This window comes from Rhodococcus sp. NPDC079359, assembly GCF_040702585.1.
Classification (GTDB): domain Bacteria; phylum Actinomycetota; class Actinomycetes; order Mycobacteriales; family Mycobacteriaceae; genus Rhodococcoides.
In genome coordinates this window covers 596,353-618,392 of the sequence record NZ_JBFBLH010000002.1, presented here as the reverse complement: position 1 = coordinate 618,392, position 22,040 = coordinate 596,353, and the positions used below count along the sequence as shown (strand labels likewise).

Here is a 22,040-nt window from a genome sequence, read left to right as displayed (position 1 = left end):
GGCGCTACTCCTGCGCGTAGCGCACTTACTCCTTGTTGAGGTTCGTCCTCGGGATTTCCTCGGTGCGATCCGTCGTCCAGTCGCGGTTGCTCGCGGGTGCGGGTGCAGTGCCGCCGCCGGGGGTCGGTCGCGGAGTGTTGTCCGTTCGGGCCGGCTGACGATGTCCGCCGTTTCCGCCGCCGCGCAGGAGCAGGAACACTCCGGCGATCAGCGAGATGACACCGAGAATTCCGGCGATGATCGGGACGGTGCGGCCGAAGAGCGAGAGTTGATCCTGGCCGTCCTTGGCCTGCTGGATCTGGTATTCGACGGTGTTCTCGTCGAACGTGATCGGTGCGTTGAGGACGTCGACCTCGGCGTTGCCCGCTTCACGTCCGTAGTACTGGTGAATCTGCTCTTCGCCCTTGACGACGACGCCGGTCTCAGGCTCGACCCACAGGGTGCGGGTGTTCTCGTACCAGCGGGTCATCGTCACCGGCGCGGCTCCACCCTCGACACCCCAGGTGTCGGCGGGCAGGGTGACCTTGTTGGTCGGCAGGTTCACCACGGTCGACAGGTCGACCGGGCCGACGGTCTGCTGGTACTGGTACACCGGCGTGCCGTTGATCTCGGTTGCCTCGACGAAGTCGATGTCCTTGGTCGCACGCGCGTTGACGTCGAAGTACGGGTAGCTCTTCTGCTCCGAGTTGAACGGGAACTTGTACTGCAGACCGGTGTGGGCCACCTCTTCGGCGGGCGCGTTGCCGGCCACCTGGATGGTGCCGATCGGGTTCTCCACGGGCATGGACGTCTTGCGGTCGATGGTGACGCGGTCGACGCTTGCGGTCAGCAGTCCGGTGTCGGCCTGCTTGTCGCTGCGACGCAGCGTCTGGCCCGCTTGCAGCGTCATGATGTCGGCGTCGGAGGGATCCTCGACGGTGACGAATCGCTGCGAGACGAGGGGAACGTTCTGGTCGACGACTGCGCGGCCGGCGGCGAGGGAGGTCGCATCGAGCACGCTGCCCTCACCGGTGGAGACGGTGGTGACCTCGAGATCCAGCGGCGTCTTCTCGAGTGCCGAAATGGTGTACGTGGGAATGAGAATGGCGGCGACCACCAGAAACGCGCCCAAGCCGATGAGTACGAGGGCAAGTATCCGGCTCGGCCCTGAGCGCTCCGCCATGCTGAATCTCCTTAGTTGACCGCTTCATGGAAGACACCGCGAGCGGGAAACATGTTCACCCCGACCCGATGCCCGATTTATTACGACACGTCGCAGGTGACAGTAACAGTCGACAGTGGCACCGGTCTCGTCTGCGCCGGTTCGACACGGCACACTTGAGGCCACCATGAGCACACAGACCCGTTCGGCAAGCGTTGTCCCGCTTCGTGGGTTCGTACCGTCACTCGAGGGAATGCGTGCCGTCGCGTGTATCGGCATCGTTGTCACCCACGTGGCCTTTCAAACCGGTGGCGCGACCTCCCCGATCTTGGGTCATGTGTGGGGACGGTTCGACCTGACTGTGGCGATCTTCTTCTCGCTGTCGGGATTCCTGCTGTGGCGTCCGCACGCTGCGGCAGCTCGCGGTCATGGGACTGCCCAGCCGATCGGCCGCTATTTCCGTTCGCGGTTCGCGAGGATTCTGCCCGGTTACTGGGTCGGCGTGGTGCTGATCCTGCTGTTTCTTCCCGATGCCGGCGGTGACTACCGCGTGTGGCTGGCGAACCTGTCGTTCACTCAGGTGTTCGTGCCGCTGACCCTGACCCAGGGCTTGACGCAGATGTGGTCGCTGTCGGTCGAGATCGCTTTCTATCTTCTGCTGCCGGTGTTCGCCTGGTTGATGGTGCGTATGCGCGGTGCGGCCGCCGCCCGCCGTATCCCGGTCATTCTGGGCGCTGCGGTGCTGACACTGTCGTGGGCGTTCGTTCCGGTGTCGACCCCCGACGGCATTCACCATGACAACTGGCTCCCCGGCTATTTCCCGTGGTTCGCGGCGGGGATGCTGCTCGCCGAGATCTCGGTGGGGCCGACGACCTGGGTGCATCGGTTGGCTCGTCGCCGACGTGTCATGGCGTCCATCGCGGTTGCCGCGTTCGCTCTATCGGCAACTCCTCTGGCGGGTCCGCAGGGTTTGGTGCGTCCGGCGGCCTGGCAGTTCGAGATCAAGATCCTGCTCGGCGCGATACTGGCCTTCGCGATGCTCGCCCCGCTGATTCTCGCCGAGGACGGTAGCCGGCATCGCTTCCTCGAGCATCCGGTGATGCTGACGCTGGGCCGCTGGTCGTACGGATTGTTCATCTGGCATCTGGCTGTGCTTGCCGTCGTGTTCCCGGTGTTCGGCATTGTCCCGTTCTCCGGTGGGATGTGGTTCGTGTTGCCGGTGACTCTCGCACTGTCGATTCCGGTGGCAGCGGCGAGCTACGCCCTGGTGGAAGATCCTGCTCGACGACGCTTCGGCCCCCGCAAGAAAGCGGTCAGGGCTTCCGTATCGCCGTGATCGCCAACGCGACGATTCCGATCAGGGACGCCAGCTGCACCCAGTAGGAACCGCCGACGTAGCCGTCGGGAGATCGCCATGGTCCGAGCGAGAGCAGCGCTGGTGCCAGCAGCGTGAGTCCGCCTGCAGTGCATGCCAATACACGTGAGGACGCCGTGCGGCCGTAACGGCGGTCCAGGAGCATGGCACCGATGCCGATCACGGCCACGGTGACCACACCGGCGATTCCGGCCAACACGATCGTTGCTCCCAGCAGCGCCACAACTGCGACCGGAACGCTCTGCCACGGCCGCGGCGACGGACCGACATCAGGCACTCCTCGCGGCCGACGCAGCGCTACGAACAGCAACGGGATCAGCAGGAGCAACCCACCGAAGATGCCGAGTCGGTACCAGCGGTCGGTGGCGAAATCCAGCGAGATCGTGCCCGACGCCCCCGCCGGAACGATCCAGGCCTGCTGCCACCCGTCGACCACTACCGGGGACAGCTCGAGGCCGCCGGGAGCTGTTGCGCGCCAACCACTGTTGTTGCTTTCCGGGATGACCAGCAGGCGGTCCTCCGTCGCGGAGGTGAGCGTCACCTCGCGGTGATCGGCGCTCCAAGCGGTGGTCCGCGCGGCCTGCGGTGCCGAGCTCGTCGGCCAATCGGCGGGAATGGGCATGGTGCGCAACCGAATACCGTCGACGAAGAACGATGCTCCCGGCTGCACCACCACGTCCTGGCGTCCCTCGGGCAGGGATACCGGGTTGACGAAATTCTCGTTCAGCGGGGTGTCGGCGTCGCACACCGACGCCTTCAGCGGCTCGCCGGAACGGAACTGGTCCGCGGTGGCCGTCACCGACGTGCGCACCGTTTGCCCGGCGATGGAGACGATGGGGCCGTCGAAGCAGTCGACGGTGATCCGGCGATCGCCGTCGTACGGTGCGCCGATCGGTTCACCACCGAACAGCGGTGTCACTTCGGCGAAGCCGGGAGGCTGAGACTGGATGAAGCCCAACGAGTTTCGGTCCAGTACCCCGTCCCAGTCGACGATCGACAGCACGATCCTGTCCGTCACGAAGGGTGCCAGCTCGAGGGTCGTCGAGCCGTCGGTGTCGACGTCGCGCACCATCGGGCCGTTGCCGAGGTTGACGGCGACCCGGGTGGGGTGTGCCGGAAGTTCGCCGAGGCTGGGGGTGAGTTCAAGCCCGTCCACCAGTGTGGGAGCAGGCAATTCGATGGTCAGGGTGGGGTTGGTTCCGGCTCGATCGGTGATCGACTTCTCCGGCGCGGTCCAGGACGTGCGCGGATCACCGTCGGTCGCGGCGAATGCCGAACCGTGCAGATCGGCGACGTCCGACGCCCCGCTGGCCAACGGCCGCCCGGGCTGCGCCAGCAGTGCTTCGAGTTCGGGGGACTGACGCGTGCGCACCGTCAGGTCCGGAATGACCGCGGTGCCCATCGGTACGTCGATCGTGCGCGAGAAGCGGCCCAGTTCCTCGGGTGACTTGGACAGTCCACTGCTGCAACGGATTCGATCCTCGGTGTTGAGGCACCCGGAACGGCCGGGGAATTCCTGGCCCAGTTCCCAGGCGTCGACGCTCGCCCCGGCGGGAGTCGCGGGCAGCACCGCGCGGTGCACGATCGGTACCTGCGTCGGGTTGTCCCGGTCGGAGTAGTCGTCCACCGACACCTCACTGATGCCGAACTGGCTGCCCCGGGTTCCGTCGACCGTCGACTTCGCGGTGATGCGCAGCCACGGGGTCTCACCGCCCGGCAGTGACACCGTCATCGGCTCACCCGGTTCGTCGACGCGCGCGGCCGTCGAGCCGTTCGGGGTGGTGATCTCCACCCACTTCACCGGGTCGCCGATCGTCCCAGGGCTGGTACGCATGCGCAGCAGCCCGCCGCGCACCGGAGTATCGAAGTCCAATTGAAGCCATTGCCCCACAGCACGTTCGATACCGTTGCTGATCCAGCTGGTGGCCAGATCGCCGTCCACCGCCGCGGCGACACCGCTGCCCGGCGCGCTGCCGCCGATCTGCGTTGCGTCCGACGCCGAGCTCGACGCCGTCAGGGTCGCGCCCTCCCACTCGGCGTCCACGGTCTCGGCCCCGTACACCGGGTAATCGGAGACCTCGTTGAGCGAACGGCGCGGCTCGTCGGCGGCCCGCAGGGCAGAACTGTGATTGTCGACCTGACCGAAGTCCGTCTCGCGATTCATCGGGGTGTCGGTCACCGTCACCGAGTTCACGGCGATGCCCGCAGCCGCTGCATCCGAGGCCAGCAGAGTGGGGCCCGACGGCACAGGATTGCGAATCCCGTTGTTCCGCAGTTCGTTCGAGCGCAGGATGGACTCAGGGCCGCCCTGGACCACCGGGACGCGATCGAGATCGACGGTGTAGGGACCGGACGCGGGAATGCCTGCCGAATCATCTACCGCGTAGATCTCCACAGCCGGATACGGCGGTCGCAGATCACCGTCGAGTACGACGCCGTCGACCTGCCCCGGAGCCACGTCGTCACCGAACTCGGCCACCTTCTCGAGGCCCGGCGAACCGTCGAGCACCTGGTGCACCGATGCGGGACGGGTGGATCGGGAGTCCTCGGGATCGAGGTCGTTGCGCACGACGACGTAGCTGATGCCCTGGCCCAGAAGGGTATCGGCCAACCCGGCCGACGGCCGACCGTCGGCGAACAGTCGTTGCACGGAGTCCAGTGCGCGGATGGCACCGGGCGGGGTGAGCGGTACCGCGTCGCGGACGGCCCAGGGCGTGGTGGCCAGCGCCTGCAGTGGTTCGTCTCGGGTCAATCCCCAGGTCTGCAGAGCGAACGGTGCGCCGGGCACGATCAAGGCCCGCTGCGCGTCGGAACCGTCCTGGCTCGATCCCGAGGCATTCTCAGAGAGCCAGTCCGCGGCGTCGTGCCAGTACTGCGGAACGGCCTCGTACGCTCCTCGGGGCGCGAGCTTGCCCGTCCATGCCAACGACGTGGACAGCGTCAGGGCCACGAGGATCAACGCGGTCACTGCCATCATCGGATTTTTCTCGGGATGCGCGACGGCCGATCGCCACTGCGTCCGCGGCGCGGAACCCGGCAGCGGAACTCGGGCCAACAGGTGAGCCAGGCCCAGCACCAACGGAATTCGAATGACCGGCTCGAGCTTGTGGATGTTGCGCAGCGGTGCGCCTGCTGAATCGAGGAACACCCGGACGGCAGCCGCGAACGGACCGTCCAGCTCGCCGACGAACCCGGCACCGAGCCCGACCAGACCGACGAACAACATGATCGTCAATCGGCCGCGGGCGGGCATCGAGCGCATCGCCAGGCCCGCGATTCCAGCAGCCGCGATCAGACCCGTCGCGATGACTGCCGCCGGCTGAGTCACCAGAACTGCACCGGCCACTCGCTCGGGAGAGACGAACGGCGTCCAACTGCCGGTGCCGCGCAGTACCTCCGTCAGTGACGTCCACTGCGTGGTGGTGCCGGACGATTCGATGTAATCGAGAAACGGTGGAGAGACCTTGCCCAGCAACAGCAGTGGAACGATCCACCACAGCGTCGCGAGTACGAGAAAGCCCGACCACCACGCACCGAAGACGACCCAACGCTTGTTCGGCCGATGCGACAACATCCAGATCACGGCCACCAGAACGGCGGCGGCGGTGGCGACGGCATTGACTGCGCCCATCAACGCGACCGCCAGCGCCGACTGCGCGGCCGCTCGTCTCACCGTGTACTTCCCGGAGTCGGAGTCGAGATACCGCACCATCGGAATCAGCACCCACGGTGCCAGCATCATCGGCATCGTCTCCGAGGAGATCGACGCGAGGGTGGTGATCACTCGCGGAGAGAGAACGAAGGCCGTCGCCGCGATCAGACGGGAACTGCGGCTGCCGATACCGAGGGCTTCGGCGAGTCGGACGATTCCCCAGAAGCCGGCGATGAGCAGCAGCGCCCACCAGATGCGCTGAGTGATCCACGGCGGGATCGACAGCAGGTCGCCGCCGGCGAAGAACGCCCCGTGCGGAAAGAAATAGCCGTAGGCCTGGTTCTGCACCTGGCCGAGCGGAGCCGCGCTGTTCCACTGATGGGAGGCGCGTTCGAGAAATCCGAGAGGGTTCTGAGCCAGGTCGAACTTGGTGTCGGCGACGGTGAAGCCGGGGACCTGAAGAAAAGTGAGGATGAACGCCAGAATCGAGACGCCGAAAAGCCATTTACGGCCGAGCGGTTCGGCCGAGATCATCGATTCACGAAAGCGACCAGCGTCAGCGGCTGCCGTACTCAACCTGGTTCAGCAAGGACGAGTCGGCGTTTCCGGAGCGATCGATATCCGGACGAGAGTTGTCGGCTGCAGCTGCGGTGACTCCGAAGACGACGCCCGCACCCAGTACGGCTCCGACGACGGCGGCAATGACACCCGGGACAGCAAACTTCATCTCGGTTCTCCAGTCAGTCGGCTCAGGAAGGAAGCGGGCGAGGTGGACCCTCGCGCGGGCATCACGGTATCACTCGTACCTGCAGAACAGGCCGGTGGACGCGTTACTTGCCGGGGGGAACGATAAGGACGGGTCGATGGCTGTGTCGCAGCACGTGCTCGGCCACCGAACTCTGGAGCAGCGCACGAAGACCGGTGGTGCCCCTCGTGCCGGTGACGATGATGTCGACGTTCATCTCGTCGGCCTTCTCCACGATCGCGCTCCAGATGGCGGTGGTGCATTCGGTGCACTGGCCCTCCACCTTCAGGCCCGCGGCCTCGGCCAGCGCGACGCCTTCGCTGTTGGTCACCTTCGCGTCGGTGAGCGCAACGTCCTCGGCCTCGTCGTCGGGCACCCATTCGGGCTGCATGACGCCGGAGAGGCCGGACATTCGAGCGGCCTGACGCACCATCGGCTCCCACGCGGTGACGACGATCGCGCGTGAGGTGGTGAGAAAGCGTCCGGCATAGTCGATGGCGCGTTTGGCATTGTCGGAGCCGTCGTAGGCAATGAGTATGAGGTCTGCGGTCATGGTTCGAGGTCCTCCTCATGTCGCGTTCGTCCAGATTACCCCCACCCCTCCCCGGATCAATGTGGGTTTCAGTCGGTCGGAGTGCAACAAAGCCACATTGATCCGGACCCGGGGCGCGCAAGGAACACCCCCCGTCTCGGCTACCGTCGTATTCCATGCGACTTCGGTTTTCGGTTCGGTCCGCTGCGGTGATGACGGTCGGTGTCGGCTTGTTGGTCTCGTGCTCGAGTGAGTCCACGCAGGTCGCGTCGACGCAGACGGCACCACCTGCCTCGACGACAACTGCAGCCGAGACGACGGTCCCGCAACCGCTCCCACCCGTCGACGAGTGCGTGACGTTCGTCGACGGCCTCACCGAGCGTCAGCGACTGGCGCAGCTGCTCACCGTCGGAGTCACGGGAACTGCGGACGCGGTGCAGATCATGTCCACCGAGCAGGTCGGTGGTCTGTTCGTCGGGAGTTGGACCGACGAGTCGATGCTCGGAAATCGGGAGGTACCGCAGGTGCTCGACGCCTCCGCGGTGGCTCCGATGATCACGATCGACGAGGAGGGTGGGCGGGTCTCGCGCGTCGCGGATCTGTTGGGAGAGGCGCCGTCGGCGCGAGTGTTGGCCCAGACGATGACGGTGGACGAGGCCTATCAGGCGGCGTTGACGCGCGGCCAGGGGTTGAAGGATCTCGGTGTCACCGTCGACTTCGCTCCGGTGGTCGACGTGAGCGCTCAGCCCGATGATTCCGTCATCGGCGATCGGTCGTTCTCCGACGATCCGCAGGTCGTCATCGAGTACGCGGGTGCGTACGCGCGAGGTCTGGAAGACGCGGGCGTCAAGCCCGTCATCAAGCATTTTCCCGGGCACGGTTCGGGATCGGGCGACTCGCACACCGGTGCGGTGACGACGCCGTCGCTCGACGAGTTGAAGGCCAAGGATCTGTTGCCGTTCGCGGCATTGAACAACACCGGCGTCGGCGTCATGGTCGGGCATCTCGATGTGCCGGGACTGACCGAGCCGGGTGTGCCGGCGAGTATCAGCCCGGCGACGATGGCGTTGTTGCGCGACGGCGTCGGATACGGTGCCGCACCGTTCGACGGCCCGATCTTCACCGACGACCTCAGCGGCATGGCGGCGATCACGGCGAGGCTCGGGATCGTCGACGCGGTCGAGGCGGCGTTGGTTGCGGGAGCCGATGTGGCGCTGTGGCTCACCACCGATCAGGTGCCCGCGGTGTTGGACAATCTCGAAGACGCGGTGGCGACGGGACGCCTCGGCGCGGCGCAGGTGGACGAGGCTGCGGCGACGGTTGCCCGGTTCAAGGGGGCGTGCGGGGCCTGATTGTGCGGTACTGGACCTTACTGTGGAGTAACGTCTAGTACTTCGTACGTATTGGAGGGTCCATGGCTGGCGGCACCAAGAGATTGCCCCGCGCCGTCCGCGAGCAGCAGATGCTCGACGCGGCGGTGGATGTGTTCTCCGACAACGGTTTTCACGAGACGTCGATGGATTCGATCGCCAAGAAGGCGGCCATCTCCAAGCCGATGCTCTATCTGTACTACGGGTCGAAGGACGAGTTGTTCGCGGCGTGCATTCACCGTGAGGGCGTCAAATTCGTAGAGGCCCTGACGCCTGCTGCGGACCCGACGCTGACGCCGCGCGAGCAGTTGCGCAAAGCGCTGATCGGCTTCCTGGGATTCGTCGGCGAGAACCGGAAATCGTGGATGGTGCTCTACCGTCAGGCGATCGGCCAGCAGGCGTTCGCCTCGCAGGTGCAGAGCAGTCGGGATCGGCTGATCGAGCTGACGGCCGGTTTGCTCGCCATGAGCACAAGAGATCCGGAGCAGTCGCAGAATTTCGGGCTGATGGCAGTCGCCCTGGTCGGGGCAGGCGAGGCCGTGGCCGACCGAGTGGCGGGCGGCGAAATCGAGGTCGACGCCGCAGCGGACCTACTGGAGAATCTGGCCTGGCGCGGCCTGGCGGGAAAGAAGACCGCCGCAACCTAGACCTGCCCGGGTCGTTCCGCAGGCTCCACTCCTGCCCCGTCGAACTCGAAGTTATGGACGAAAATCCGGGGAAATCCGTCCATAACCTCGAGTTCGAGTAGTCAGCGCAGGGTTCCCGTCAGATGCGGGTAGCCCTTCTTCGGGTTCTTCAGCGACAGGTCCCAACCGGTGCCGACGGCATCGGCGTAGGCGTTGATCGTCGCGGGCAGGACGATCGGCTTGCCGAAGCGGATGCTGTAGTTCACAGCTTCCGGGATTCGACCCTCGACCGTCTGCAGGACGGCTGCCGCGCTCCACATTCCGTGCGCGATGGTCTTCGGGAACCCGAATGCCTTTGCGCCGAGCGAGGATACGTGAATCGGGTTGCGGTCTCCGGAGATGGCCGCGTACCGGCTGATGATCCGCTGATCGACGCGCAGGGTGCGGGTCGGGGGCGGCGGAACCTCGTCGGCGGGCGGTGCCTCACGAGGTCCACCGGACAGCGACGTCTTCTGCAGGCTCAGGAAGCTCGAGGTCTGCTTCCAGACCAGTTCCCGTCCTACTTTGACCTCGCTGATCAGGTCCACCAACAAACCCTTGCGATGCTCGCGCAGGTTCTCCGCGTGCACTCGGATGTCCAGCGGTTCGGAAGCGGAGATGCCACGGAACTGCTCGATGACGTTCTCGGCGTGTACCGAACCGATGGCGGCGAACGGAAAGCCTTTGGACACCATCAACTTCATCACCGTCGGGAAGACGAGGGTGAAGGGGTAGGTCACCGGGAGCTGATCGCCGAATCGCAGCCCCGTCGCCCGGCAGTACCCGGCGAGGTTGTCGGGGTCCACCCGCAGGCCCTTGAGTTCGTACACCGTGTTCGGCACCGACGACGACCGGGATCCGAGGAACGGCAGCGCGCCGAGCGCAGCCGAAGTGTAGATGTCGGAGGTCTTCGGCTGCGCGGTGAGCGTGACGGTGCTCATGCGCCGAGCAGGCTCTGGCCGCACACGCGCACGACCTGGCCGGTGACGGCGTTCGATGCGGGAGAAGCGAAGTAGGAGACCAACTCCGCGACGTCCACGGTCTCGCCGCCCTGCAGCAGCGAGCTCATGCGGCGTCCGGCCTCACGAGTGGCGAACGGGATTGCCGCGGTCATCGCGGTCTCGATGAAGCCGGGGGCGACGGCGTTGATGGTGATGTTCTTCTTCGCCAGCACCGGCGCGGACGCGTGCACCAGGCCGATGACGCCTGCCTTGGAGGTGCCGTAGTTGGTCTGGCCGCGGTTGCCTGCGATGCCGGCGATGGAGGAGACGTCGACGACGCGGCCGCCCTCCTTGAGTGCGCCGGATGCGACCAGCTCGTCGGTGATGCGCTGCGGGGCAGCAAGATTGACGCCGATGACCGAGCTCCAGCGGGCGTCGTCCATGTTGGCGAGGGTCTTGTCGCGAGTGATGCCTGCGTTGTGCACGATGATGTCGGCTCCGCCGTGGCGCTCGAGCAGGTGCTTCGAGAGGACCTCTCCGGCGTCGGGGGAGGTGACGTCGAGTGCGAGCGAAGTGCCGCCGACCTTGTTGGCCGTCTGCGACAGTGCTTCTCCGGCAGCGGGAATGTCGGCTGCGATGACGGTGGCTCCGTCGCGGGCGAGGACCTCGGCGATGGTGGCACCGATGCCGCGGGCCGCTCCGGTGACGACGGCTACCTTGCCTGCGAGCGGCTTATCCCACGAAGCCGGTGCCTGCGAGTCGGCGTCTCCGACGGTGATGACCTGGCCGTCGACGAAAGCGGACTTGGCCGAGAGCAGGAAGCGGAGGGTGGACTCGAGGCCGGACAGGCCGGTCGACGCCTTGGGGGAGATGTAGACGAGCTGCGCCGTGGCACCGCGCTTGACCTCTTTGCCGACGCTGCGGGTGAAGCCTTCGAGGGCGCGCTGAGCGATGTGCTCGTCGACGCTCGAGGTCTCCTCCGGCGTCGTGCCGATGACGACGACGCGAGCGGACGGTGCCAGGTTGCGGATGACCGGCTGGAAGAACTTGAAGAGCTGCTCGAGCTCGGCGACATTGCCGATGCCGGTGGCGTCGAACACCAGTCCGCCGTGCTTGTCGTCGTGCGGCTGCGACTGCGGGTAGTCCGACAGCAGCTCACGCAGCGGCTCGACGAGGCGGCCACTGCCACCGATCAGGACCGGTCCGGCCAGCGGCGGCTCGCCTGCCTTGTAGCGGCGCAGCTTCTCGGGCTGCGGCAGGCCTGCCTGCTTGGCGATGAAGGCTCCCGGCGCGGACGCGAGGAACGTTGAGTAGAGATCTGGGGCTCCCTTGGAGGCTGCCACTGTCGTACCTTTCATTCAGCGCTGCTCGCTCGAGGAGCGAGGCGCACGACCGGGTGTCGACAACCAACTTACTCGCCAGTAAGATGAAACTCCACCAGGGCCTTTTTCGACGATGTTTGGAGACGTCAGTGACAAGCAAGCAGCTACGACCGGTCGCAATCGTCGGTGGCAACCGCATTCCTTTCGCGCGCTCGGACAAGAAGTACGCGCTGGCGTCCAACCAGGACATGCTCACCGCGACGATCGACGGGCTGGTCTCGCGATTCGGTCTGCAGGGCGAGCGCCTCGGTCTCGTCGCCGCCGGTGCCGTGCTCAAGCATTCACGCGATTTCAACCTCACTCGCGAGGTCGTACTGGGCAGTGCATTGAGCCCGTACACCCCGGCCTTCGACATCCAGCAGGCCTGCGGCACCGGCCTTCAGTCGATCATCGCCGTCGGCGACGCGATCGCGTCGGGTCGTATCGATGCCGGTATCGGCGGCGGTGTCGACACGACCTCCGACGCTCCGATCGGCGTCAACGACGAACTGCGCGAGTTCCTGCTCTCCCTGAACCGGGCCAAGAGCACCACCGACCGCATCAAGCTTCTCGGCAACGTCCGTCCCGGCATGCTCGGCATCGAGATCCCACGCAACGGTGAGCCACGTACCGGTCTGTCGATGGGCGACCACGCCGCCATCACCGCCAAGGAATTCGGCGTCCGCCGCGAGGACCAGGACGAACTGGCCGCAGCGAGCCACAAGAACATGGCTGCCGCCTACGACCGCGGCTTCTTCGACGATCTGGTGACGCCGTTCCTCGGCCTGACCCGAGACGACAACCTGCGTCCGGGATCGACCGTGGAGAAGCTCGCGACGCTCAAGCCGGTCTTCGGAACCAAGCTGGGCGACGCCACCATGACGGCCGGAAACTCCACGCCGCTGACCGACGGTGCGTCAGCTGCCCTGCTGTCGAGTGACGAGTGGGCCGCCGAGCGCAACCTGCCGGTGCTCGCGCATCTGGTCGATTCCGAAACCGCTGCAGTCGATTACGTCCACGGCAACGGATCGTTCAAGGACGGCCTGCTGATGGCTCCGACCTACGCGATTCCGCGCCTGCTCGCGCGCAACGGCCTGACGCTGCAGGATTTCGACTACTACGAGATCCACGAGGCGTTCGCCTCGGTCGTGCTCGCAACACTGCAGGCATTCGAGAGCGACGAGTACTGCAAGGAGCGGCTCGGCCTGGACAGCGCGCTCGGTTCCATCGACCGCAGCAAGCTCAACGTCAACGGCTCCTCGCTCGCCGCGGGTCACCCGTTCGCCGCGACCGGCGGACGCATCGTGGCCTCGCTGGCGAAGATGTTGGCCGAGAAGGGCTCGGGCCGTGGCCTGATCTCGATCTGCGCGGCCGGTGGCCAGGGCGTCACGGCGATCATCGAGCGCTGATCACTGCAGCTTCGGCTGCTCACGAATCGGGGGACACAGGGTCGGCGGATCCGGTAATCGAGGGGTTTTCGGATCTGCCGACCACGACATGAAAAAGGGGCACGCATACGCGTGCCCCTTTCTCGTGTGATCAGCCGGGTATGCCGCTTTCCGGCGGGGTCGATTCTTCGCCGGTGTATTCCTCCACAGCCGAATCGCCGATGTCCGTCTGCAGTACCGGAGTCAGGTACTCGGGCACTCCGCCGCGGATCTGGAAGACACTGGCACCGGAGATACCGAGGTGACTGTCTTCCGAGTACCGGAACGGAGCCAGCTGCGGTCCCTCGAAGTCCATTCCGCCGTCCTGGATGGCTGCGACTATGCCCTCGCGGGTGGGATTCTCGCCTGCCGCCTCGAGCGCCTGCACGAAGGCGTAGGCCTGGCTCAGACCGTAGATGCGGTAGTTGGTCAGCGGGTCGCCGGTTCCGTTCTCCGCCCACACCTTCTGCCACAGTTGGGTCCACGGGTTCTCCGGAGAGTCGACGCCCGGGATGTACTCCAGCGAGATCATCCCTTCGAGCGACTGTGCACCGTCGGTGACCGCACCCTGCGAGAAGCGGCCGAGCAGTGAGCCGACGAGGTCGACGTCGGAGCCGATCGAGCTGTAGAACCACTCGGGGTCGTAGTTGAGCCGCATGGCGGTCAGCTGGCTCAGCGCGGTGTACGAGGGCACGTTGAAGCCGAGGATCAGATCGGCTCCGGCACCTTGCAGGGCTGCGATCTGAGGTGCGACATCGGTGTTGCCCGAGGTGTAGCGCACGACCTCGACGATCTGGTCGTCGAGATACTGGCGAACCGCTTCCTCACTGTCTCGGCCGAGGTCGTCGTCCTGGAGGAACAGTCCGACCTTGGCGTCGGGCCGGTTCTTGGTCACCCAGTCGCCGATGATCTTGCCCTCGACCTGGTAGTCGGGCTGCCAGCCGAAGGTGTTGGGGTACTTCTCGGGATCGTTGCCCCACATGATCGCGCCGGAGGAGACGAACAGATCCGGCACACCCTCCTCGTTGAGGAAGTCGATGACAGCGCTGTGGGTCGCGGTGCCGAGTCCGCCGACGACGGCGAACACCTCGTCCTGCAGGACGAGTTCGTTGACGACCTGGGTGGTGGTGGTCGGATCGTACGAGTCGTCTCGAACCACGTACTCGATCTGCCTGCCGTTGATGCCGCCCGCGGCATTGACGTAATCGAAGTAGGCCTGTGCGCCCGTGGGGATTTCGCTGTAGCCGGGAGCCGCGACCCCGGTCAACGGGAAGTGGGCACCGATCTTCACCGACGTGTCGGTGATGCCGACCGTCGACCCTTCCGAGGACTCCGTCGCCTCGTCTCGGCCACCTGCACCGCACGCCGCGGCCAACGAGACGACGGCGACGAGCGCGGTCGTTCTGAACGCCACCGATCCGAACTTTTTCATTTCATTCCTTTTCTGGTTGTACGTAACTTGCGATACGTGCCCACCAAACCCAGTGGGGCGAACAGGATGACGAGGACGGTGAAGATTCCGGTCACCAGTGGTGCGAGTTCGGCCGATTGCAGACTGCTCAGCCCCAGATCGAGTCCGAGGTTGGTCACCACCGGCGGGATGTAGGTCAGCAGAACGGCCCCGATCAATGCGCCGGACAGGGTTCCCAGTCCACCGATGACGACGGCGGAGAGCAGGGTCAGCGAGAGAGTCAGTGTGAAGCCGCTCGGTGCCGCGATTCGGGCCGACATCGCCAGCACTGCACCGCCCGCGCCGGCACAGGCCGCACTGACCACGAATGCGAGGATGCGTGCGCGGCCCAGGTCGATACCGGACAACTCTGCGGCGACCTCGTCGTCCCGGACGGCCCGCCAGCGACGCCCGATGCGGCTCGACGAGACGTTGGCCAACAGGAAGAACACCAGCACGAGCAGTATCCAGCTGACGTACGCGACGAATTTCGTTCCGCTGAGCTCGTTTCCGGTGACGAAGAACATCATGTCGTCGATCAGCTCCGGCACTTTCGGCGCCGGGACGACGAGCCCCTGTTCGCCGCCGAGGTAGTCCGAGAAGTACAGGGCCAGGCCCGGTACGGCGACGGCGAGCGCCAGCGTCGCACCGGCCAGATACGGCCCGTGCAGTCGGGCGGCGGCCACTCCGACCACGATGCCCACCACCGCCGAGATCACGGTGGCGGCGAGCAGGACGAGGGGTACCGACCATCCCGAATCGTTGGCGCGCAACATCAATGCCGCGGTGTACGCACCGACCGCCATGAACGCGCCGTGCCCAAGCGACAGCTGGCCGCTCAACCCGGTCAGCACCGTCAGTCCGCCTGCAGCGATCGCCAGGTAGGCGACGGAGGTGAGTTGGCTCTGACGGAAGGTGCTCAGAGATTCGAGGGCGAGCACGATGACGACGAGTCCGATGACAGCGCCCAGGAAGTGGCGTCGAACCGGTGTTGCGGTGAGGCGAGTGAGAGTTGCGTTCATGTCATACCCTCCTGGCCGCGGAGCCGGCGAAGAGCCCGCTCGGTCGCAGCAGAAGCACGACGATCAGGATCACCAATGCCGCGCTGGAGACCAGATCCTGACCGAGATAGCCGCTGACGAAACTGAGCCCGATGCCCATCAGCAGTCCGCCGACCACTGCGCCCGCCGGGCTGTCCAGTCCGCCGAGAACTGCTGCGACGAAACCGAATACGACGATCGAGTCCATGTAGCCCGGATGTACCAGCGAGCCACCTGCGATGAGCAGCCCCGCCAGCGAACCGACCACTGCGGCCAGGGCCCAACCGAGAGTGAGCATTCGGCTCACGCGGACTCCGAGGAGTTTCGCGACCTCCTGCTCGAAGGCGCTCGCGCGCATCTTCAGTCCCAGATCGGTGAACCGGAACAGCAGGATCAGCAGTCCCAGGACCACGAGGACGGCGATGATCTTGAAGATGTCGTAGCCGGTCAGCGCCACGTTCATGTCGCCGATCCGCTGCCCGGTGAGGCCGAACGGTGCGGGGAAGGAACGGAATTGGTTGCCGAAGATGATGGCGGCCACGGCGTGGATGATGATGAACAACCCGAGCGTGAGAATGACCGGGTTGATGTGCGACGAGCTGTCGACGAACCGGATGACGAGTCGCTCCGTCAAGGCTCCCAGCAGCAGGCCGCACAGCAGCGCGACTGCGAATCCGATCCAGTACGAGTAGCCGGCATCGATGACGACCAGTGCGACGTACGTGGTGATCATGGCCATCGGGGCCTGGGCGAAGTTGACGATGCGGGTCGATCGCCAGATGAGGACGAGGGCGAGCGCGAACGCGGCGTAGATCATGCCTGTCGTCACGCCGTTGATGAGGATGGTGAGCAGTTGTTGCACTGTGGCAGGCGTCCTTTCGGCTCTAGAACCCGAGGTAGGCGTGTCGGAGGGCGTCGTCCCCGGCCAAGGTGTCGGCGGGACCTTCCACCGCGACCTTGCCCAGATCCAGGACGACGGCGTGTTCGGCGATCGACAGCGCGCTGCGAGCGTTCTGTTCGACGAGAACGACGGTCATCGACTCGGAGTCGACGAGCCCGCGCAACGTCTCGAATATCTGTGCGGCGACTTTCGGTGCGAGTCCGAGAGAGGGCTCGTCGAGCAGAAGCACCGACGGTGTCGCCATCAGTGCTCGGCCGATCACCAGCATCTGCCGCTCTCCACCGGACAGGGTGTGTGCGGAGGACGTTCGACGACCGGTCAAGGGCGGAAACATGTCGTAGATGCGGTCGAGGGTGACGGCGTCGTGACTTCGGTTGCGTCCCATCGCGCCGAGTCGAAGATTCTCGTCGACGGTCAGCTCGGCTATGACGCCACGTCCCTCGGGAACGTGCGCAAGACCTTTGCGGGACATGCGATCCGGTGCCACGCCGACGATGTCGGCCCCGGCGAGTTCGATCCTCCCCGATACCGGTTTCAGCAATCCCGAGATGGTTCGCAGCAGAGTCGTCTTCCCTGCTCCGTTCGCGCCGAGTACGGCGGTGACAGCTCCGGCCGCGACGGTCATCGACACCGAGTCGAGGGCGGTGACCGGGCCGTAGCGAACGGTCAGATCCGTGATTTTCAGGTGTGCCGCGTCAGTCTTCATGTGCCACTTCGTTTCCGAGATATGCCGCCAGTACGGCAGGGTCCTCGCGGATCTGATCGGGCGTTCCCTGTGCGATGACCTTGCCGAAATCCAGCACGTAGATTCGGTCGCACACACTCATCACGAGATCCATGTGGTGTTCGACGAGCATCACCGATGTTGCGGGTCTTTCCGGTTCGGAATCGGTCGGTGTTGTTGCGAGAGACCTGATCTCGTCGCCGAGCTCGCTCATTTCGTCACTGGACAGACCCGAGGCGGGTTCGTCCAGCAGGAGCAATGTCGGGGCGCTCACCAAGGCGCGTGCGAGCGCAACGCGTTTGCGCACCGCGTACGGCAGGCTCGGTGGCAATCGGTGCGCATAGCCGTCGATGCGCAGGCGTTCGAGAGTGGCCATCGCGGTGGAACGGACCGCGGCATCGTCGGAGGCACTCGACGGTAGGCCGAGGAGGCCGGCGAGGATCCCGGTGTGCGCTGTCCGGTCGGCACCGACCATGACGTTGTCCAGCACGGTCATCCGATCGAACAGTCCCAAGCCTTGGAGAGTTCGGCTCATGCCGAGCCGGGGAAGGTCGTGCGGGCGTAGCCGGGTCAACGGTTCGCCGAGTCGTCCGAGTGTTCCCGATCGGGGACGAACGAGTCCGCACGCGACGTTGAACAGAGTCGTCTTACCCGCACCGTTGGGCCCGATGACGCCGAGAACTTCGCCGGGTCGCACCTCGAGACTGACTCCGGACAGCGCGACGATGCCGCCGAAGGACACCTCGATGTCCGCCATGGTGAGGACCGGGTCCTTCGTTTGGAGAGAGTTCAAGTGATCCACCTCACAATCTGTTGCGTTCACTATGGTGCGTTTCGCACAACGGGCGATATGGGCGCTGCGCACAGAATATTTGGGTCCCTGGGCACCAGTAACGGTCAAATCGACCTGTCATGTGGGCTCAGTGCGCAAAACTGTCCAGGTGGGTGCTCCCGATGGTCGACGCGCATCGGCGCGTTCGGCTGCCCGCGGAGCGGTGACGGACTCCGACCAGGAGAAAATTCGGAGTGCGTGGGCCGCGTTGACTCCCCGGGCCGACGCGATCGCAGACTCCATCACGCTGGCGCTGATAGAGCAGGAACCCGCCTACCTCGCCAGTTCAACTCCGGACATCGCCGGCGAGATCAGGCGCAGTACCCGCGAGCACATCAATCAGGGCCTTCGCACGTTGTCGGGGCTACGTACCGCGAACGACAACACCCGTGAGGTGTGGCGTCGTACCGGCAGAGAGCGTGCACGCCAGGGCATTCCGATGGAGTTGGTACTCAAGGCGTACACGCTCGGGAGTCGGACGCTGTGGGAGGAGTTGATGCTCGAGCGCGAGCAGCGTCGAACCAGAATCGACGAGCATCTGCTTCTGGTGGCCGGTCAACAGTTGTGGCGTGCGCTCGACAGTCAGTACGAGACTCTCGTCGAGGCATACCGCCAGGAAAGCGCCCGGATGCAGCAGCGGGACATCGCCAACGTTCTGGTGATGCTCGACGGCCTCCGATCGGGGCGAGGTGGCGATCCGGCATTCGTCATGGAAGCTCGTGCCACTCTTGGGCTTTCGGCATCGCAACAAATCGCGTGTGTGGTCGGACCGCTGGACGATCAAGGGTCGCCGCCGCTCCCGGCACCCGAGGACGCATTGGATCAGATCGGTGCGGTCTCGCATTGGAACACCAGGGACGGCCACCAGTTCGCGCTCGTCGCACTCGGAACCGGATCGTGGAACTCCGTCGTCGACGCCCTCGCTGCTCGGGCCGTCGGGCCGGTGGGGGTCGCGCATTCTCCGGAGGGGCTGTCGTCGTTCGCGGCGGCGTATCGCCTCGCAGCATTGACGGCCGAGACCATCACCGAAGACAGCGGCGTTGCCTTGGCGACGGACCGACTGCCCCGCGTGATCATGGCGGCCGACGACCAGTCGTCGGAGTTGCTGGTTCGCCACGCTCTCGGAAAGTTGTGGACGCACCCGGAGCCGCATCGAGGAACGCTGCTCGACACTCTGGCGCACATGCTCGCCTCGGACGGCTCGCCCACCAACGCCGCCAAGGCGCTCTACTGCCATCGAAACACCGTCATCTACCGGGTCCACCGGATCGAGGAGTTGACCGGGCACGATCTGACCGATCCGCGAGATCGGCTCTTGCTCACCCTCGCGCTGGTCAGGACGGGACATTGGGCCCGAGCCGTCGGGCAAGGGGACAGTTCGACGACCCGTGGATCATTCAACCGAATGAATTGACGAGACAATTTCGCAGTCGTTGTAACGAGGTGGCACAGCCTGCATATATTCCAGTTGGCTCCGTGCTGCTGCCTGACCCCCGACCCGGCAGCAGCGCGGAGCCTTTGTCGTTCCTGCGCCGATGGTCTCCGAGTGAGCGTCACCGTTCGGTTTGCGTAAGCTCGTGCAGGGGGTACGCCGTGCAGAAGGGCGGAACAAACAACCAACGGTGGTCCTGGAAGGGTCGAACGTGAGCGAGGGCAACAGTAGGTCGGGTGACGCGCCCAACGGTGCCGAACCGAAACCCGACGTACCGCCGTACGACGCTCCCACCGAGGTCTTCGGTGCGATCGGCGACGAGGCGGCCGGTACCGAACATGCATCCGACGCCGAGCAGACGCCGGAAACGGAGCCCGAGCAGGCATCCGAGGTGGAAGCCGACACCGCTGAGCCAGAGTCTGACGACAAGGAATCCGCTGTCGCAGACCCGGCCGTCGACGATGTCGAGACCACCGAAACCGCCGCCGCTGCGGCTGGGGACGCGAGGCCCGAGGCGGTCCCGGCCCCTCCACAGTCGCCCGCAGCCGACGAATCGCCGACGATCGCGCAACCCGTTGTTCCCGCAGAGGCCGATGTTCCTGCTGAGACCGTTGTTTCTCCCCAGGCCGAGCCGCCGGTCCAACCACAGGTGATTCCGCCGGAGGACGGAGCGCCGCAGGCCGCCGACGGGTCCGGGTTCGTGCCGCCGTGGCGGAAGATCGCGATCGGGACCGGCGCGGTGGTCGCGGTTCTCACGCTGCTGTACGCGGCGGATTGGATCACCTCCAGCGACCGAGTACCTCGCGGTGTGACCGTCGCCGGGATCGAGGTCGGTGGCAAGAGCCACTCCGACGCCGAAGAACTCCTGCGCTCGGAGCTCGGTGCGCGCGCCGAGCAGCCCGTGTCGGTCGACGTCGGCGACCGACAGGTCGAGGTACTGCCTGCTGCTGCCGGTCTCGGTGTGGACTGGAACGCAACGCTCGACCGCGCCGGATCGCAACCGATCAATCCGATAACTCGACTGACATCGTTCTTCGGCAGCCGCGAGATCGGCGTCGTGTCGACCACGGACGAGCAAGCGCTCACCGCTGCGGTCGATGGCCTGCGGTTCGAAACCGACCGCGACCCCGTCGAAGGCGACGTCGTGTTCGACGGCAGCACACCAATTGCCGTCGCGCCGCTGGCCGGTCGGATACTCGACGCCGACGGGACGCGTCGCAACCTGCAGACCGAATGGGCCTCGGGCGCAACGGAAGCGGTGTACGAGTCCACACCCGTCACGGTGACCCAGGAAGCCGTCGACCAGGCGCTGGAGAACATCGCCGCACCTGCGGTGGAGGCACCGGTGATTGTCGCCGGTCGCGAGAACGTCGACGCGACGCTGCCTACCGATCGGGTGGGCGAGGTTCTCCGCTTCGATCCCGACGGTCAGGGCGGACTGACCCCGATCTACGACACCGACGTCGCCACAGGCATTCTCGCGCCGCAACTCGTGCGCACCGAGGTACCGCCGAGGGACGCGTCGTTCACCTTCTCCGGCGGTGCGCCGACCGTCGTCCCCGGAGAGATGGGCGAGCTGGTCGAGTGGCGCAAGACCCTCGAGCAGTTGCCTGCCCTGCTGTCCGCTGACGGACCCCGCACCACCGAGGCGATCTACGAGCCCGCCCCGCCCGCCCTCACCACCGAAGCCGCGCAGAATCTCGGTGTGCGAGAAGTGATTGCCGAGTACACCACCGGCGGGTTCGAGTACGCGTCGGGCGTCAATATCGGGCTGACGGCGCAGATCGTGAACGGTGCGCTCGTGAAGCCGAAAGAAACGTTCTCGCTCAACGAGTACACCGGTCCGCGAGGCACCGCGCAGGGCTTCGTCGAGTCGGGAATCATCGACAACGGTCGACCCGATCGCGCCGTCGGCGGCGGCATCAGCCAGTTCGCGACGACGCTCTACAACGCGTCCTACTTCGCCGGTATGGAAGACACCGACCACACCGAGCACAGCTACTACATCAGTCGATACCCCGAGGCGCGCGAAGCGACGGTCTTCGAGGGGGCCATCGACCTGCAGTTCACCAACCCGAACGACACCGGTGTGGTCATCCAATCGTTCGCCGATTCGTCCAGCGTCACCGTCCGACTGTGGGGAACCAAGACGGTCGACGTCGAATCGATCACCGGTTCGCGAACCAACTTCACCTCACCCGACACGGTGACACTGCCCGCAGGCGCAGGCTGCGTCGCGTCCGGTGGAGGCCAAGGATTCACCGCCAGCGACACCAGGGTGATCAGTGATGCCGCGTCGGGCAGGGAAATTTCGCGGAACACCAGAACGGTGAAATACGACCCGATCCCCATCGTTCGATGCGTTCAGCCCGATCGCCCGGCACCCGCGGCGGACCCGGCTCCGGAACCGGGCGAAGACGAGTGATGCTGCAACCGCGAGAGGGCCGTTCGA

At 65.6% G+C, this 22,040-nt stretch carries 16 protein-coding genes and 1 pseudogene; 6 read left to right on the top strand and 11 right to left on the bottom strand.

What is annotated here, in order from left to right:
- Positions 1-25 precede the first annotated feature (25 nt).
- Positions 26-1,162: a DUF3068 domain-containing protein gene (locus tag AB0362_RS07545; protein WP_149406979.1), complete on the bottom strand. Its 1,137-nt coding sequence runs from the start codon at positions 1,160-1,162 to the stop codon at positions 26-28.
- Between the two features lie 166 nt (positions 1,163-1,328).
- Between AB0362_RS07545 and AB0362_RS07540 the strand changes: the two genes are divergently transcribed.
- Positions 1,329-2,477: an acyltransferase gene (locus tag AB0362_RS07540; RefSeq protein WP_283347246.1), complete on the top strand. Its 1,149-nt coding sequence runs from the start codon at positions 1,329-1,331 to the stop codon at positions 2,475-2,477.
- 7 nt (positions 2,478-2,484) lie between these two features.
- Here the strand turns inward: AB0362_RS07540 and AB0362_RS07535 are convergent.
- From AB0362_RS07535 to AB0362_RS07525, 3 genes and pseudogenes are all read right to left on the bottom strand, one after another.
- A pseudogene (locus AB0362_RS07535) lies at positions 2,485-6,702 on the bottom strand (alpha-(1->3)-arabinofuranosyltransferase); the annotation flags it as partial.
- 22 nt (positions 6,703-6,724) lie between these two features.
- Positions 6,725-6,895, bottom strand: coding sequence for a DUF2613 domain-containing protein (locus tag AB0362_RS07530; protein WP_082073827.1), 171 nt, complete (start codon positions 6,893-6,895; stop codon positions 6,725-6,727).
- A gap of 103 nt (positions 6,896-6,998) precedes the next feature.
- Positions 6,999-7,466, bottom strand: a complete 468-nt coding sequence (locus tag AB0362_RS07525; RefSeq protein ID WP_027495380.1) for a universal stress protein — start codon at positions 7,464-7,466, stop codon at positions 6,999-7,001.
- 155 nt (positions 7,467-7,621) lie between these two features.
- On the opposite strand from AB0362_RS07525, the gene AB0362_RS07520 reads away from it, so the two are divergent.
- Together AB0362_RS07520 and AB0362_RS07515 are read left to right on the top strand one after the other, a co-directional pair.
- Entirely contained in the window at positions 7,622-8,797 is a 1,176-nt protein-coding gene (locus AB0362_RS07520; RefSeq protein ID WP_366235359.1) for a glycoside hydrolase family 3 N-terminal domain-containing protein, read from the top strand.
- 62 nt (positions 8,798-8,859) lie between these two features.
- A complete protein-coding gene (locus tag AB0362_RS07515; RefSeq protein WP_032377568.1) occupies positions 8,860-9,462 on the top strand; it encodes a TetR/AcrR family transcriptional regulator in 603 nt (200 codons plus the stop codon).
- A 101-nt stretch (positions 9,463-9,563) separates the two neighbouring features.
- On the opposite strand, the gene AB0362_RS07510 is transcribed toward AB0362_RS07515, so the two are convergent.
- Positions 9,564-10,421, bottom strand: a complete 858-nt coding sequence (locus tag AB0362_RS07510) for a MaoC/PaaZ C-terminal domain-containing protein (protein WP_094639226.1) — start codon at positions 10,419-10,421, stop codon at positions 9,564-9,566.
- A complete protein-coding gene (locus AB0362_RS07505; RefSeq protein WP_366235358.1) occupies positions 10,418-11,764 on the bottom strand; it encodes a 3-oxoacyl-ACP reductase in 1,347 nt (448 codons plus the stop codon). Before AB0362_RS07505 ends, AB0362_RS07510 begins: the two co-directional genes overlap by 4 nt.
- A 128-nt stretch (positions 11,765-11,892) precedes the next feature.
- On the opposite strand from AB0362_RS07505, the gene AB0362_RS07500 reads away from it, so the two are divergent.
- The gene (locus AB0362_RS07500; protein ID WP_206489675.1) at positions 11,893-13,191 is read left to right on the top strand and encodes an acetyl-CoA C-acetyltransferase; all 1,299 of its coding nucleotides are present in this window, start codon (positions 11,893-11,895) and stop codon (positions 13,189-13,191) included.
- Between the two features lie 130 nt (positions 13,192-13,321).
- Here AB0362_RS07500 and AB0362_RS07495 read toward each other — a convergent pair whose 3' ends face one another.
- From AB0362_RS07495 to AB0362_RS07475, 5 genes are read right to left on the bottom strand one after another with little or no spacing between them, the layout of a single operon-like run.
- A complete protein-coding gene (locus AB0362_RS07495; protein ID WP_094639204.1) occupies positions 13,322-14,641 on the bottom strand; it encodes an ABC transporter substrate-binding protein in 1,320 nt (439 codons plus the stop codon).
- Positions 14,638-15,681 carry a branched-chain amino acid ABC transporter permease gene (locus tag AB0362_RS07490; RefSeq protein WP_366235357.1) on the bottom strand — a complete coding sequence of 348 codons (1,044 nt, stop codon included), beginning with the start codon at positions 15,679-15,681 and terminating at the stop codon, positions 14,638-14,640. Before AB0362_RS07490 ends, AB0362_RS07495 begins: the two co-directional genes overlap by 4 nt.
- A 1-nt stretch (position 15,682) precedes the next feature.
- A complete protein-coding gene (locus AB0362_RS07485) occupies positions 15,683-16,561 on the bottom strand; it encodes a branched-chain amino acid ABC transporter permease (protein ID WP_094639203.1) in 879 nt (292 codons plus the stop codon).
- Between the two features lie 22 nt (positions 16,562-16,583).
- Positions 16,584-17,306 carry an ABC transporter ATP-binding protein gene (locus tag AB0362_RS07480; RefSeq protein WP_068049166.1) on the bottom strand — a complete coding sequence of 241 codons (723 nt, stop codon included), beginning with the start codon at positions 17,304-17,306 and terminating at the stop codon, positions 16,584-16,586.
- The gene (locus tag AB0362_RS07475; protein ID WP_300524356.1) at positions 17,296-18,117 is read right to left on the bottom strand and encodes an ABC transporter ATP-binding protein; all 822 of its coding nucleotides are present in this window, start codon (positions 18,115-18,117) and stop codon (positions 17,296-17,298) included. The genes AB0362_RS07480 and AB0362_RS07475 overlap by 11 nt, the downstream gene beginning before the upstream one ends.
- A 148-nt stretch (positions 18,118-18,265) precedes the next feature.
- On the opposite strand from AB0362_RS07475, the gene AB0362_RS07470 reads away from it, so the two are divergent.
- A complete protein-coding gene (locus tag AB0362_RS07470) occupies positions 18,266-19,570 on the top strand; it encodes a helix-turn-helix domain-containing protein (RefSeq protein WP_366235356.1) in 1,305 nt (434 codons plus the stop codon).
- A 229-nt stretch (positions 19,571-19,799) separates the two neighbouring features.
- Positions 19,800-22,013, top strand: a complete 2,214-nt coding sequence (locus AB0362_RS07465; protein ID WP_366235355.1) for a VanW family protein — start codon at positions 19,800-19,802, stop codon at positions 22,011-22,013.
- Positions 22,014-22,040 lie beyond the last annotated feature (27 nt).